Source organism: Thiobacillus thiophilus (genome assembly GCF_055378705.1).
On record NZ_AP042404.1, the window covers coordinates 233,245 to 247,325 of the forward strand.

Annotated in this window: 13 protein-coding genes; 9 read left to right on the plus strand and 4 right to left on the minus strand. The window is 61.6% G+C overall.

The window, feature by feature from the left end; genetic code table 11:
- The first annotated feature begins 2 nt into the window (after window positions 1–2).
- The 7 genes from ACZ41T_RS01145 to ACZ41T_RS01175 all read left to right on the plus strand — a co-directional run bounded on the left by ACZ41T_RS01145 (window position 3) and on the right by ACZ41T_RS01175 (window position 7,336).
- Window positions 3–1,115: an HlyD family secretion protein gene (locus ACZ41T_RS01145; RefSeq protein ID WP_018078946.1), complete on the plus strand. Its 1,113-nt coding sequence runs from the start codon at window positions 3–5 to the stop codon at window positions 1,113–1,115.
- Window positions 1,094–3,064 carry an ATP-binding cassette domain-containing protein gene (locus ACZ41T_RS01150; protein WP_026177548.1) on the plus strand — a complete coding sequence of 657 codons (1,971 nt, stop codon included), beginning with the start codon at window positions 1,094–1,096 and terminating at the stop codon, window positions 3,062–3,064. Before ACZ41T_RS01145 ends, ACZ41T_RS01150 begins: the two co-directional genes overlap by 22 nt.
- A complete protein-coding gene (locus tag ACZ41T_RS01155) occupies window positions 3,061–4,215 on the plus strand; it encodes an ABC transporter permease (protein WP_464922671.1) in 1,155 nt (384 codons plus the stop codon). Before ACZ41T_RS01150 ends, ACZ41T_RS01155 begins: the two co-directional genes overlap by 4 nt.
- A complete protein-coding gene (locus ACZ41T_RS01160; protein ID WP_464922672.1) occupies window positions 4,212–5,381 on the plus strand; it encodes an ABC transporter permease in 1,170 nt (389 codons plus the stop codon). The genes ACZ41T_RS01155 and ACZ41T_RS01160 overlap by 4 nt, the downstream gene beginning before the upstream one ends.
- Before the next feature lie 11 nt (window positions 5,382–5,392).
- On the plus strand, window positions 5,393–6,589 hold the full coding sequence (locus ACZ41T_RS01165) for a metallophosphoesterase (protein ID WP_464922673.1): 1,197 nt from the start codon (window positions 5,393–5,395) through the stop codon (window positions 6,587–6,589).
- Window positions 6,586–6,816, plus strand: a complete 231-nt coding sequence (locus tag ACZ41T_RS01170; protein WP_157273716.1) for a hypothetical protein — start codon at window positions 6,586–6,588, stop codon at window positions 6,814–6,816. Before ACZ41T_RS01165 ends, ACZ41T_RS01170 begins: the two co-directional genes overlap by 4 nt.
- 148 nt (window positions 6,817–6,964) lie before the next feature.
- Complete coding sequence (locus ACZ41T_RS01175; RefSeq protein ID WP_464922674.1) at window positions 6,965–7,336, plus strand: MFS transporter; 372 nt, start codon at window positions 6,965–6,967, stop codon at window positions 7,334–7,336.
- 512 nt (window positions 7,337–7,848) lie between these two features.
- Here the strand turns inward: ACZ41T_RS01175 and ACZ41T_RS01180 are convergent.
- The 3 genes from ACZ41T_RS01180 to ACZ41T_RS01190 form a co-directional block, all read right to left on the minus strand.
- The gene (locus tag ACZ41T_RS01180; RefSeq protein WP_464921300.1) at window positions 7,849–9,222 is read right to left on the minus strand and encodes an IS1182 family transposase; all 1,374 of its coding nucleotides are present in this window, start codon (window positions 9,220–9,222) and stop codon (window positions 7,849–7,851) included.
- A gap of 61 nt (window positions 9,223–9,283) precedes the next feature.
- The gene (locus tag ACZ41T_RS01185; RefSeq protein ID WP_464922675.1) at window positions 9,284–9,616 is read right to left on the minus strand and encodes a putative toxin-antitoxin system toxin component, PIN family; all 333 of its coding nucleotides are present in this window, start codon (window positions 9,614–9,616) and stop codon (window positions 9,284–9,286) included.
- A complete protein-coding gene (locus ACZ41T_RS01190; RefSeq protein ID WP_464922676.1) occupies window positions 9,585–9,833 on the minus strand; it encodes a ribbon-helix-helix domain-containing protein in 249 nt (82 codons plus the stop codon). The genes ACZ41T_RS01185 and ACZ41T_RS01190 overlap by 32 nt, the downstream gene beginning before the upstream one ends.
- Before the next feature lie 112 nt (window positions 9,834–9,945).
- On the opposite strand from ACZ41T_RS01190, the gene ACZ41T_RS01195 reads away from it, so the two are divergent.
- Window positions 9,946–11,871 (plus strand): phage integrase family protein, encoded by a 1,926-nt coding sequence (locus ACZ41T_RS01195; RefSeq protein WP_464922677.1) that lies wholly within the window; start codon window positions 9,946–9,948, stop codon window positions 11,869–11,871.
- Window positions 11,872–12,039: 168 nt separating this feature from the next.
- Here the strand turns inward: ACZ41T_RS01195 and ACZ41T_RS01200 are convergent, their stop codons facing one another.
- Window positions 12,040–12,819, minus strand: coding sequence for a DUF6088 family protein (locus ACZ41T_RS01200; protein ID WP_464922678.1), 780 nt, complete (start codon window positions 12,817–12,819; stop codon window positions 12,040–12,042).
- 286 nt (window positions 12,820–13,105) lie between these two features.
- Here ACZ41T_RS01200 and ACZ41T_RS01205 point away from each other — a divergent pair, with 286 nt between their 5' ends.
- Window positions 13,106–14,032, plus strand: coding sequence for a site-specific tyrosine recombinase XerD (locus ACZ41T_RS01205; RefSeq protein WP_464922679.1), 927 nt, complete (start codon window positions 13,106–13,108; stop codon window positions 14,030–14,032).
- Window positions 14,033–14,081 lie beyond the last annotated feature (49 nt).

A 14,081-nucleotide genomic window follows, 5' to 3' on the forward strand; every position in this document is an offset into this window, starting at 1 on the left:
CCATGAAACTATCGCCCAAACTGCCGATGGCAGCCCTGGCAGCCCTGGCAGTGATCGCTGTCGTCGCCCTCGCCGCCGGGTGGCTGTGGCTGCGCCAGCCGCCCCTGCCGGAGGGCCTGATCCAGGCCAACGGCCGCATCGAGGGTGACCACTATGCGGTGGCCGGCAAAATCCCGGGCAAAGTCGCCGAACTGCTGGCTCGCGAGGGCGACAATGTGACCCAGGGGCAGGTGCTGCTCAGGCTCGACGATGCGCAGACCCGCGCCCGGGTCGATCAGGCTCGGCAGGCGGCCGCCGCCATGGAGGCGCAATTGAAGGCGGCCCAGACCGCGCTGGCGGTATCGAGAAAGGAAGTGCCGCTGGTCGTACAGACTGCCGAAGCCACTGTGGTTCTGGCCCGATCCCAACTGGCCACGGCGCGCGCCAGCGAGGAGCAGGCCGGGCGCGATGCCAGCCGTTTCAGCAGGCTGGTGGAGACCGGCACGGTGGATAGGCGGCGTTACGAGCAGATGGAGCTGGCCTGGCAGGTGGCGCGAAACCAGATGATTTCCGCGCAAAAAGAGGTCGAGCGCGGCGAGAAGCAACTGGCTCAGGCTCGCCTGGGTTGGGAGCGGATTCAAGCCAAAGTGGATGAGGTGGCGGCAGTGGCGGCGCAGTTGAAGCAGGGGCAAGCCGCATTGGCCGAGGCGCAAAGCGTGCAGGACGATCTCACCCTTCGCGCCCCGGCAGCGGGCGTCATCACCCAGCGCCTGGTGGACGTGGGCGAGGTGGCGGCGGCGGGCGCGCCGCTGTTCGACATCGTCAATCTCGACCGGCTCTATCTCAAGGTGTATGTCCCGGAAAACGAGATCGGCAAGGTGCGTCTGGGCTTGCCGGCGCGAATCTACACCGATGCCTTTCCGAACGAGCCCCTGTCCGCCACGGTGCGCTACATCGCCGCCCGGGCCGAGTTCACCCCCAAGGAGGTGCAAACCCCGGATGAGCGCGTCAAGCTGGTGTACGCGGTCAAGCTCTATCTGGACGCCAACACGCAACATCGCGCCACGCCCGGCTTGCCGGCCGATGCCGTGATCCGCTGGAAAGAGGACGCGCCATGGGCCAGGCCGCGATGGTAGGTAAGGACGCGCCCGTCGTGCGGGTGCAGGATTTCGTCAAACGCTATCGCAAACAGATGGCGGTCGACGGCGCCAGCCTCAGCATTGACCGCGGCGAAATCTATGGTCTGATCGGCCCCGACGGCGCAGGAAAAAGCAGTCTGATGAAAGCGATCGCCGGTGTGCTCTCCTTCGATGGCGGCACGCTTCACATCTTCGGCGAAAAGATCGACTCCGAAGCTGCTGCCGAAAGGGTCAAGGGCCGGCTCGGTTTCATGCCGCAGGGCCTGGGCCTCAATCTCTACCCCGAACTTTCGGTGGAGGAGAACATCGATTTCTTCGCCGAACTGCGCGATGTGCCGCCCGCGGAACTTGCCCAGCGCAAGCACAAGCTGCTGGCCATGACGCGCCTGGACAATTTCCGCGACCGGCCGATGAAGCAGCTCTCCGGCGGCATGAAGCAAAAGCTCGGCCTCGTCTGCACGCTGATCCACGAGCCCGAGCTGATCATCCTGGACGAGCCGACCACCGGCGTGGATCCGGTGTCGCGGCGGGATTTCTGGATGATCCTCACGCAATTGCTGCGCGAGCGCGGCGTCACGGCGCTGGTCTCCACCGCCTATATGGACGAAGCGGCGCGTTTTCACCGCCTGTCCCTGATGTTCGACGGGCGGGTGCTGATCGAGGGTGAGCCGGACACGATCCTGCGCGAGGTGCCGGGCGCGCTGGTCGAACTGGTGGCCGAGCCGCAGGTCGAGGCTTTGTTGCGGTTAAAAACGCGCTTCCCGCAGGCGGAAGCGGTGGGACCAAAGTTACGCGTGTTTGTGCCGGGGGCGACGCCGCAGCTTGCCCGTGCGCAGGTCGAAGCGCAGCTTGAGGGGCTGATGGTGAGCGAGATGCAGGCCGTGGCGCCCGAGCTGGAAGACGCCTTCATCGCCCTGTTGCAGCAGCGGCAACCGGCCGGGCAGGACGATGCCCGGCAGACACAGGTCTGGCTGGATGGCGATCCGCCCAAGGGCGACGGCATCGCCATCGCAGCGCGGGAACTGAGCCGCGATTTCGACCACTTTCGCGCCGTCGACCGGGTCAGTTTCGAGGTACGCCAAGGGGAGATTTTCGGCCTGTTGGGCGCCAACGGCGCCGGCAAGACCACGGCGATCAAGATGCTCACTGGCATCCTGCCCCCCACGGGCGGCGCGGGTACGGTGGCGGGCGCGGACATGCGCCGGGCCGGCCTGGCCATCAAAGGGCGTATCGGCTATGTGTCTCAAGCGTTTTCCCTGTATCAGGACATGACGGTGCAGGAGAATCTGCGTCTGTTTGCGCGCATTTACGGCGTGCCGGGCAGTCGTCTGGCTGAGCGCATTGGCCGCGTGGTGGCGCTGGCGGGACTCTCCGGGGTCACAGCCCAGCTTGTCAGCAAGTTGCCGATGGGCATCCGCCAGCGTCTGGCGCTGGCCTGCGCCCTGGTGCACGGGCCGCGCGTCTTGTTCCTCGATGAGCCAACCTCTGGCGTGGACCCCATCGGCCGGCGCCGTTTCTGGGAGATCCTGGTGCATCTGGCGCGCATCGAGCAGGTGGCCATTCTCATCACCACCCATTACATGAGCGAGGCCGAACATTGCGACCATCTCGCGCTGATGCACGCCGGCCGCATCATCGCCGACGACACCCCGGCCGCGCTCAAGGCCGCGCTGCAACAGGAGGCCGGGCAGGTGCTCGACATCGGCGCTGAGCCGGTGCTGCCGGCACTGGAAGCGTTGGAGCAGGCGGGATTTTCTGATGCGGCCCTGTTCGGCGAACGCATCCATCTGCTGGCACGGGATATCACAGCAGCCGAGGCGCGCATCCGCACGCTGTTTGCCGAACGGGGCATCCAGTTGCGTGACATCGCCCCGCGCACTCCGACCCTGGAAGATGTGTTCGTGCATCGCATCCTGCAACAGGAACAACAGGAGGCATCCGCATGAAGATCCGTCGCATCGTCGCGCTGGCCTACAAGGAATGGCGCGAGATTCTGCGTGACCGGCTGTTTTTTGCTCTGGCCTTCGTGGTGCCGGCGTCCCTGATGCTGATATTCGGCTACGGCCTCACCCTCGATGTGGAGCACATCCCGTTCGCGGTGGTCGATCACGACAAGAGCGCCATGAGCCGCGATTATCTGCATCGTTACATCGACTCGCGCTACTTTGACTACAAAGGGGACGTGGCAAGCGAGCGCGAGATCGAACCCTTGCTCGCCGACAGCCGCATCCGGCTCGCCATCGTTATCCCGCCGCGCTTCCAGGAAAACCTGATGTCCGGGCGGGCGGTGGAGGTACAGACCCTGATCGACGGCACCTTCCCGTTCCGCACGTCCAGCAGCAAGGGTTACGTGGTCGCCATCAACGCAGCTTTCAACGGCGAACTGCTGGGAAGTTACATTTCGCGCCGGCTCGGCGTGTCTGCGGAAACTGCGAAAGCCATGGCGCAGCCAGTCGGGGTGCAGCTTCGTTACCTCTATAACCAGGAGGTGAAGAGCGTCTGGTCCATCGCGGCCGTACTGATGATGTTCGTGCTGATGATTACCCCGCCTTTCCTGACCGCGCTGGGCGTGGTGCGCGAAAAGGAGAATGGCTCCATCTACAACATCTATGCCTCGACGGTGACGCGCGGCGAGTTTCTGATCGGCAAGCTCGCACCCTACGTGGCGATCTCGGTGATCAATTTTCTGATTCTCTGGCTCATGGCCACGCAACTCTTTGGCGCGCCCTTCAAAGGCGATCCGCTGTTCTTCTTGCTCGCCTCGGTGATCTATGTGACCTGCACCACCGGCATCGGCCTGCTGGTGTCGCTCTTCGTGCGCACCCAGGTGGCGGCGATGATGCTCACCGTCATCGTCACCATTGTCCCGTCGGTGCTGTACTCGGGGCTTTTGGTGCCGATTGCCTCGATGGATGCGGCCGGGCAGTTCGAAGCCCACCTGTTCCCCGCCATGTATTACACCGACATCGTGCTCGGCAGTTTTCTCAAGGGCGTCGGGCTGGAGCAGTTGTGGGGCAAGGTGCTGGCGCTGCTGATCTACGCCGTCGGGCTGTGGACGGCGAGCTTCCTCATGTTTCACAAGAGGCCGAAATCATGAACGGCGACCCGGCAGAAAGCCGCGCGCGGCTTTACCTGTGGTGGTCGCGACTCGCAGCGATGACGGCGAAGGAACTGATCCAGTTCGGGCGCGATACGCTGCTGCTGATCGCCATCGCCTATCTGTTTATCTTCGACATCTATATGGCGGGCAGCGTCAGCATGCAGCTGAATCACGCCGTGGTGGTGGTGCATGACGCCGACCACAGCGCTGCCTCGCGCGAGCTCGTCTATCGCTTCCGCCCACCCTACTTCAAGCTGGGCGGCGAAGTGCTGGACAACCGCGAAGGACAGCGCCTGCTGGATCAGGGGCAAGCCTTGGTGGTGCTCGACATCCCGCCCGATTTCGAGCATGACATCAGGAAGGGGAAGCCGGTTGACGTGCAGGTGCAGGTGGATGCCAGCAATACCGTGCTGGGCTTTCTTGCCGCCAGCTACAGCGCGCAGATCATCGGCCAGTATGGTTTCGATCAGGCGCTCTCCCGCCTGGGCGTCACCGAGCGTTCGATACAGAACGTCCCCATGATCCAGAGCCAGCACCGCGTCTGGTACAACCCGAACCAGAGAGATGCCTGGTTCATGCCCATCGCCGAACTGCTCACCGTCATCACCATCATGGCCATCATGCTGCCCGCCGCCGCCGCCGTGCGCGAGAAGGAGCGCGGCACCATCGAACAGTTGCTGGTGTCTCCCCTGACGCCGATCCAGATCCTGCTGCCCAAGGTCATCGCCATGACCCTGGTGATTCTGCTGGGCACTGCGGTAAGCCTGTTCTTCGTGCTGCACGGGATGTTCGATGTGCCAATGAAGGGCAGCCTCGCGCTTTTCTTCGCCGTAACCACGCTCTACACCTTCACCACGGCGGGTCTGGGCCTCTACATCGCCACCCTGAGCCGTAACCTCGCCCAGGCGGCCATGCTCGCGATCCTCGTGCTGATGCCGATGATCTTTCTCTCCGGCGCCTGGACCCCGCCGGAAGCCATGCCCGCCGGGATGCGCACAGCGATGTTTCTCTCGCCGCTCTACTACTTCATCGAGATGGGCTACGGCATCCTGTTGAAAGGCGCGGGGCTGGATGTGCTGTGGGATTCGCTGCTGGGCTTGGCGCTGCTGGGGATGGTGATCTTCGGCTTCGGCGTCTGGCGCTTCAAGCGGCAGTTCGGATAAGAAAGGCTTCGATGGCGCAAGACCGCAATGCGAACAGCGCCACCGGCGCATCAAGCACCATGGTCGCCATGCTGTCCATTTTTTTCCTGCTCTATGGCGGGATGCATGCGTATGTCTTCGTCAAGCTAGAGGCCGCTCTGGGCCTTGCACCGGTCGGCGGTCTCGCCGTTGCGGCCTGGATGGCGCTGATGACCTTGTTGCCGCTCATCGTCTGGTGGCTGGAGCAACGCCAGTGGCATGCGCTGGTCTGGGTCGGCGCGTGGGTCGGCTATATCTGGATGGGTTTCATATTCCTGTTTTTCTGGATCGCGCTGGCATTCGACGTGCTCGGGCTGTTGGCAGCCTATGTCGGCACTGTGCTGCATTGGAATCCCGGCGCCTTGCGATTCACGGATTCATCCCTCTTTTACGCCACCACGGCCCTGGCATTAGGCGCAACCGTGTACGGCTATTTCGAGGCGCGTGTGGTCCGCGTGGAGCGCATCCGCCTGCGCACCACGAAGCTGCCGGCTGCTTTTGGCCCATCGAGCCCATTGAAGATTGTCCAGATCGCCGATGTGCACCTCGGCGATCTGATCGGCGCGCGCCAACTGCGCCGGATCGTGGCGCAAATACAAGCGCTTGATGCCGATCTGCTGGTTTCGACCGGCGACCTGGTCGATGGTCAGGGCGATCATCTGGACGGGCTGACCCGGCTGTTCCAGGAATTGCATCCGCGCTTCGGCAAGTTTGCCGTGACCGGCAACCACGAGTTCTTTGTCGGGGCTGACCGGGCGCTCGATTTCACGGCGCGCGCCGGCTTCACCGTCCTGCGCGGCGAAGCCGCATCGCTCGCGGGTGTGCTCACGATCGCCGGCGTGGACGATCCGGCCGGGAGATGGATGGGTGTGCCCGTCCGTACCGACGAGAAAGCACTATTGTCCGCATTACCGCGCGAGCGCTTTACCCTGCTGCTCAAACACCAGCCGGTAGTGGACCGCAACAGCCTGGGGCTTTTCGACCTGCAGCTTTCCGGCCACACCCACGGCGGGCAGATCTTTCCCTTCGGCCTGTTGGTACGCATAGCCTATCGGATGCGCAACGGCCTCACGTCGCTCACCCCTCACGGCCACCTGTACGTGAGCCGCGGTACCGGCACTTGGGGGCCGCCCATGCGGCTCGGTACGCCGCCCGAACTTACGCTTATCGAGCTGGTGGGGGCTGGATGATGCTCAATATTTGCCTTGTCGCGGTTCCCGTACAGGAATCCGGGTTCACTTTTCCGGGGTTTGATGTTGGACCTGCCTTGTTCTCCATTCAAGCTCCCGACAGTGTGCAGACGACCATCTGGGGGATCCTGTCCGAATATGGCTTCGGCTTCGGTTCCGAGATAGTCATGATGGTGATTGCGATCGTCGTGGCGGCGGCAGCGATATATGTGATAACCAGAGACTGAGATATGCCAGGTTTGAAGTGTTTCCTGATGCACCGGCGAATCACACTCTCGAGTTCGCCAAAGACTGATGGCATGCGGAGTTTGGTGCGTTTTCCGCCGCAGGCAAGGGATGTTCCGGGCTCGGCCCCGACCAATGCCGGGCGCGACGATGTTCGGCGTGGCCTTCAGGCGCCACCGTGGCAGCCTGCTGGCAGCGGGCGTGGGCTGCATCATCGCCGCCGACCTCATCCTGGCTCTGGCCGGCAACGTCTGGCTGGTGGGTGCCGGCGCGGCCCTGTGGGGCCTGCACATGGGTGCGACCCAAGGGCTGCTGTCGGCACTCGTGGCCGATGCCGCGCCGGCCGATCTGCGCGGCACGGCCTTCGGCGTGTTTAACCTCGTCACCGGAGTAGCCTTGCTCGCCGCAAGCGTCATCGCCGGATGGCTCTGGACGGTATTCGGGCCGGCGGCGACCTTCCACGCGAGCGCCGCGCTTGCCACGGCGGCGCTGGTGGGGCTTCTGGCAAGGCCGCGTACCTAACACCGGCGGGGCTCGATGATGCGTTGGGTCCAGGTGGGGCATGATTCTGCCTGGGTTGTACCTTGGTGATCCAGGTGGAGACAGAATCTCGGGGCTGCTCGGTCAGTTCTAACTGCACAGCCCGCACCGACTTAAATGGCAGCTACCCGGTGCAGTTTCATTGAATGTGTATCATCTCGGGCCTGATGCATAGCGCATAACTCTCGGTATTAATGCGGTGGATTTGATGGCATCAGCGGAGAGCACTTACAACACCTCGGCGCAAAAAACGGCGGGCGTAACAATCCGGGTGCGCCCAACATGCCCGCGTTGCAGCAAGCCCGCACGGCGATCACCTGTCACCAGGTAGTCCGCATCGCTAGCCGTGGCCATAGCCATGGCTAGCAGCCTGTCGGACTTGGAGCCCCGCACGGCAGCAATTTCCCCGCCGGGACGGTATTTGCACAATATTTAGGCATTTTTAGTCGTTCATCGCCGCATCGGTATCAAATTTGAACGGGTTTCTGCTCTTTTCAGGCGCTTGGGACGGATTTCTGGCGCAACACGGCCATGCGTTTCAAATTCCACGCCAGACATACCAGCGTCCACTCGCCCTTCGCCTTCTCCAAACCACGCAGCAAGAACTGCCTGAACCCCATCACCGATTTGATGATGCCAAACACCGGTTCCACGCTCTGCTTCCTCAGCGCATACAGCATCCGCCCCAGTTTGGTCTTGAGTTTATGCGCCATCTTTTGCATCGGCGTGGCGTCCGCTTCCAACTGCGGCGGCTCGGTGAAACGCTCGCGCCAGCCGGGATGGTGATCTTCGCGGGCGACGGCAATGTAAGGTTCAACTCCAGCTTCTTCGCAAGCGGTGATGTTGTTCGCGCTGCAATAGCCCGTGTCAGCCAGCAGGGCATCGACTGTGCCCAGGCTGGCGGGTAGCGCACCGAGCTTGTCCAGCATCGGCTGAACCTGCTGTTTGTCGTTGCCCGCATTCGTGAGTGATGCCGCCACTACCAGCATCGTCGGCGCATCGACCGCCGCCTGAGCGTTGTAGCACTGCTCAAAGCCGCCGCCGGCAATCTTCATGATGCGGGATTCCTCGTCGGTGAGATTGATCTGGTCTTCCGGACGGGGTTCCGGCGTCGGCGGCTGGGGCGGCTTGCCGCTGGGCTTCTTGCCTGATTCCGCTGCGCGTGCGGCTCGCTGGGCGAGCTTCGTTTCATAAGCCGCTTGTTCCGCTTCGAAGCGGGCTCGGGCACGCGCTTCGATCTTGGCTTTGGCGGCGGCCATGACGGCCAGCCGGTCTTCACGGCGTTTGATTTCTGCGGGCAGATTCACGCCATCCGGGATGTCGGCCTGGTCAGCGGCTTCGGCTGTCGCCAGCAGGTCTTGTACTTCGGCCTTGAGTTGGGTTTCGAGCTTGACGATGTGGCCGTGCGAGAGCGCACTGTGGCGGGAGGCGTTGGCGTGAACCTTGGTGCCGTCGAGGCTGACTGTCCCCAGCTTCAGGAGCTTCATCTCGCTCGCCAGTTCGAGCACTTGCAGGAACACGCCGGCGAGTTCTTCAAGAAAGCGGCGGCGGAAGCTGGCGAGCGTGTCGTGATCGGGGTGGCTGCCTGCGGCGAGGTAGCGGAAGGCGACGGAATCGTAGGTGGCGCGTTCGATGCGGCGGCTGGAGAAGGTGGCGGTGGCGTAGCCGTAAACCAGCAGGCTGAGCAGGACTTCAGGGTGGTAGGCGGCGCTGCCGCGCCCGGCATAGACGCGGGTCAGTTCGGTGAGGTCGAGTTGTTCGATGGCTTCGACGATGAAACGCGCCAGGTGGTCTTGGGGAAGCCAGTCTTCGACCGAGGGCGGCAGCAGGTAGGCAGTCTTGCGGTCGATCGGGCGGAAGCGGCTCATGCGATGGAGGGGCTCGGATTCGATAGCGGGATTATCGCGGATTGGAAGACGAATTGGGGGTTCAAGTCCGACAGGCTGCTAGCAGAAATGCATCGTCAGAATCATCGGTTTCAACCTCGATGGTCAGGCGATCCAGTACCACGGCACGCTGCAAATTGTTGACCATGACCCCTACTTTGGCAGGCTGTAAAACAGCCTGGAGCTTGGGATAACGACTGGCTCGGCGAATTTTGTCGAGCTGCGCTCGTGATGTCACCACCTCGAAGCGCGCAGCACGCCAGGCACGATAGATCGCATCGGGAACCCCATGCGGAGAGATCAGAGCGCTGAACAGAATGTTGCTATCCAGAACAACCCGCGCATCAGTTCTTACGAGCCCACTGGAGCGCCTCATCGACCATGGAGGTCAAATCTACTTCGCTCACATTGGCATTGGTGGTCTTGACCTGCTCGGCCGTCAGTTCGAGGATGTGTGCCCGTACTGCTTCTTCAATGAAGCGTGATAGGTCGCCGCCACCCCACATCCAGGTCAGCACCCAGTCGCCCCGCAAATCCTGTCCAAGGCGGACACAGTAATAGCTCGTTTCGGCCAGCCAGCGATCGACCCCCAAGATCGTATGTAATTCATGATAAGGTTAATTATCAAGAATGCTGATTTTATGATTTAACTCATGGGTTTATGGCTTATATTTCCGGTTTCCCCTTGATTTCAGCCAGTTAGCCATGGAATCCACTCGCAAAATCGGGCGTCACCACCTCGCCTTCTACCGCGGCTGGCTGCAGGGCCTCGATCTCAAGGTCGCAGCGGACCGCTACCTCGAATCCGGCCTCGATCAGCGCATCGCGCGCTCCACGCTGGCCTGGATCCAGCAAACGCTGACGATGGCTGCCCGCCGGCATGGCCGACATGCGCTGGCCCGGCTGCTGCGCCTGCCGCTCGGCACCCTGCCCGAGGCAGTACGGTCGACGACCGCCCTCCCCTCGCTCGAAACCTTCCGCGAAGCACACGACCCCGATCACTTCTATTCGGAGAAGGAACTGGCCGCGATGTACGTCGAGGCCTATCCGCAGAGCATCGACCGCCGCGCGAGACGCTACGCCCGTCTGGTCGAGCGCCAACTGGTGGCGCTGGTGTGGGTGGAGGAACTGCTCGCCACCGATCCGCAGCCGCAGGATCCGGTTGCCGCCTGGTTTGACGATCGACTCGCTGCCAGGCTCATCCTCGCCGGCGTCCCCACCATCGAGGCGCTGCATCAGCGTATCCACACGCAGGGCTACCGCTGGTGGGTGTCCGTCCCTCGCCTCGGCGAAAAAGGGGCGCGCCGGCTCGTGACGTGGCTTGCCACCCACGAAGGCAGTCTGGGGGTAATGGCGCCGCAGGGGCTCGCCCCGCTGCGGTCGCTGTCACCGATCGAACTGACCCGGCCCCCAGCCACCGCCATCATGCCGCTGGAGTCGTTCTCGACGCCGGCGGAACTGGACGGCTCGGTTGGCGAGAACCGATGCCTCGGCCGCAGCCGCATCAATGCTGACAATGACCATCAGGCGATCCAGGCCTGGCTGAAAGCGCGCGCGTCGAATCCGCATACCGAGCGCGCCTATCGCCGCGAGGCAGAGCGCCTCCTGATCTGGTCAGTGATGGAGCGCAGACGCGCCCTGTCGTCGCTGTCGATCGAGGATGCCGTTGCTTACCGGGATTGGCTGGGCGGGCTCGGCCGCACATTGCCTGCGGCATGGCCATGGCGCGTCCCCCAGCAGGAATGGATGGGTAAACGCGGCACGCCGCGCTGGTCGGCCAACTGGCGGCCCTTCGAGGCGGCTGCCTCGCTGCGCAGCCAAGTCCAGGCCCATACCATTTTGAAGTCCATGTTCGAGTGGCTTGCCAAAGTGCGTTACCTCGACAGCAATCCCTGGGACGGCGTGCCGCCACCACAGCGGACGATGGGCGTGGCCACGGCGCCTGATTTGGAACTGACGCACGCTTTCACACGCAGCCAGTGGGCGTTTCTCATGGAATACCTGCATCGACAGCCTTTGGAAGAATCCATTCGGCGCTTACGCTTCGTGTTCCCCTTCGCTTATGCCACGGGACTGCGCCTGGCTGAATTGGTGGATGCCCGCCTGGAAAGACTCTATTCGGTCCCGTTCAAGCATGACCTGGGTGTCCGCTGGATGCTGAAAGTGCTCGGCAAGGGTGGCAAATGGCGGGCAGTCCCGATGCCCGGCATGGTGATGGATGCATTACGCGATTACCTGGCCTGGCGTGGTTTGAATGCCGACCCTCTGGACAACCCTGGAGATATTCCCCTGATTGCCCGGCTGCGGCTGGGGCAGGATACAGGCACCCTGGATCCCACGACGCTGTACAAGGCCTTGAAGACGTTCTTCAGGGAAGCGGCTGCAGCGCTTGCATCGCAGGGGCATCATGATGATGCCAAAAAGATGGCGAAAGCCTCGACGCACTGGCTGAGACACACGCGCGGCGCGCATTCCGCAGAGACGATGCCGGTCAACATGATTCAGCGCCTGCTCGGACACGCCAGCGTGGCAACCACCAGCATATACACGTCGACGGACGACGAGATGCTGTTTCTGCTACTGGATGACAGCCTGAAAATAGAAACACAACCGGGCAGCTGGGGCAGCTGAATGACCATGCCAATTATGTTGGACTCTGGCAGACGATAGAACGCTGAACCCGGATACCCAGAAATCCTTCTCCACATTCTGGATCGGCGTGCCGAGCCGGTTGGCGGTCGCCAGGAAGGCCGCGACGATCCTCGGGAGAGGCAGCGATGATACGAAGAAAGCCGGCGTTCACGGTGAGGCCTTGGTGCCTGCCTGTTCTGACCGGGCAAGCAGATCGCGAATCCACTGTTGCATCCACGACGGCACGGTGTGTAAACCGGATCGCAGATCATCACGAATCACGCTTCCCTGGCTGGAGTCCTGCAGTAGCCGAATGAGCCTGGCTTGAATCGCATCCTGATCGACCTGGGCACCATCCTTCAGACCTTCGCGCAGCCAGTACAGGGCTTGCACCACCCGCATGGCTGGACGGCTAGCCCAGTAGAGTTTGCTTGGCGCCGTCAGCTTGAACTGAAGGGTCAATTTGCCCAACTGGATCGGTCGCAGCCGACCATCCGTATGTACGATGACCTGCCCCGGCACCGCATTGGTCAGGCCCAGATCGTTGGCGGCGGTCATCCCGTCAATCAATACGCGCACCTGGTCGCGGCGACAGACGGCATCAATCACGCTGCGATAATCGGGAGCGGTTTGCTGCCCGGTGAGGGCGTTCATCCGGGGCTGGTCATACAGCCCTCGGTCGATGCGACGCAGCTCATTGCTGGCGACCATGCGCTGGAGCGTTTTATCCACCGCATCGCGGCTACCCAGGTCGAGAAAATCCACCGGCGTCCACACTTTGGCTGCCGGGGTCTGGTTGATACGTTGCCTCACCTGCGATTTGATGACGGGCGTCGAATTGAGTATGACTGGCTCCATGTCTATTAATTGTATACATATATCGGACATCGGTAGGGCCAGGAATGATCGAACAAGCAGGAAGGCAAGTCGGCAGAAGAAGCCTGCCACGTTGCCTAAAAAGACGCCCTTGAGGTTAGACGTCAGAAGGCACGAAGAGTCTTATACCAACCTGCTCATCAAGCTGGGATTGGCATGGCACGTCAGGAAATATTAAAATTTGAAGCCTGTTGTGGATCGTGCCTCCAGGCACGATAGGAAAACGATTCAGGAATGCACCCGGGATGGGCTAACTTGAATGCAATACCGTCATGGGAGTGGCGGCGAAAATAATAAGCTGAAAATTTCCCCCTGCAGTTGCGGAGCCGAAGGGGTTAAACCAAGAAAGGCAAAATAAATGGGTTCCGCAAAATCTAAATCCCTGCTCCCATTCGTGGAGCAGTTCAGCAATGAGTTATGGCTTGTTCATGGTCTCGCCGACAGGACCATCGACGCCTATCGGGCGGATCTGATCAATTTCGGATCGTGGCTGACCCAGCATAATAAGAAGACGTTACTCCAGGTCCAGAATCAGGACATTGAGGCGTGGCTGGCAAGCCTGCTGGAGAGAAAGGTCAGCGCTCGGAGCGTGGCTCGCTATACCGCTTCGCTTCGTCGGTTTTACCAATATCTCTTGACCAATGGGCAGGTTGCGCAGGACCCGACCCTGCGCCTTGGCAAGATCAAAATACCCCACCGCCTCCCGAACACGCCGACACAGGATGAGGTGGCGTCACTGCTTGATATTACTGATCTCAATTCTCACCAAGGCCTGCGTGACAAGGCCATGCTCGAATTGCTCTATGCGACCGGGATACGCGCCACCGAGCTATCCGATCTCAAGGTCGAAGACTTTGATTTCAAAAACCGTGTGATTCGAGTTTGTGGAAAAGGAAACAAGGAGCGGCTGGTGGTTTATGGTGAAGAGGCTGCATTCTGGCTCGATCTGTACTTGAGTAGGTCAAGACCCGCCCTGAGACAGGACGACCTTTGCAATCATGTGTTCCTCGCGGTTCGCGGGAAAAAAATAAGTACGGGCGTACTCCGCCTGGTGGTGAAGAAGCACGCCTCAAACAAGGGCATCGAAAGACCCCTCAGTACTCATAGCCTCCGGCACGCCTTTGCCACCCACTTATTGGATGCTGGTGCCGATTTGCGGGTGATCCAGGAGCTATTGGGGCATGTGTGCATCAGTACAACCCAGATATACACATTCGTTTCAACCAAGCGGTTAGTAACGCTGCATTCCAGGTTCCATCCGAGAAACATGGCCAATGTTTTATAGCAAGGGAACGAGACTCGCGACTGGCTTGTGGTGCCTTTAGGAATAAGCA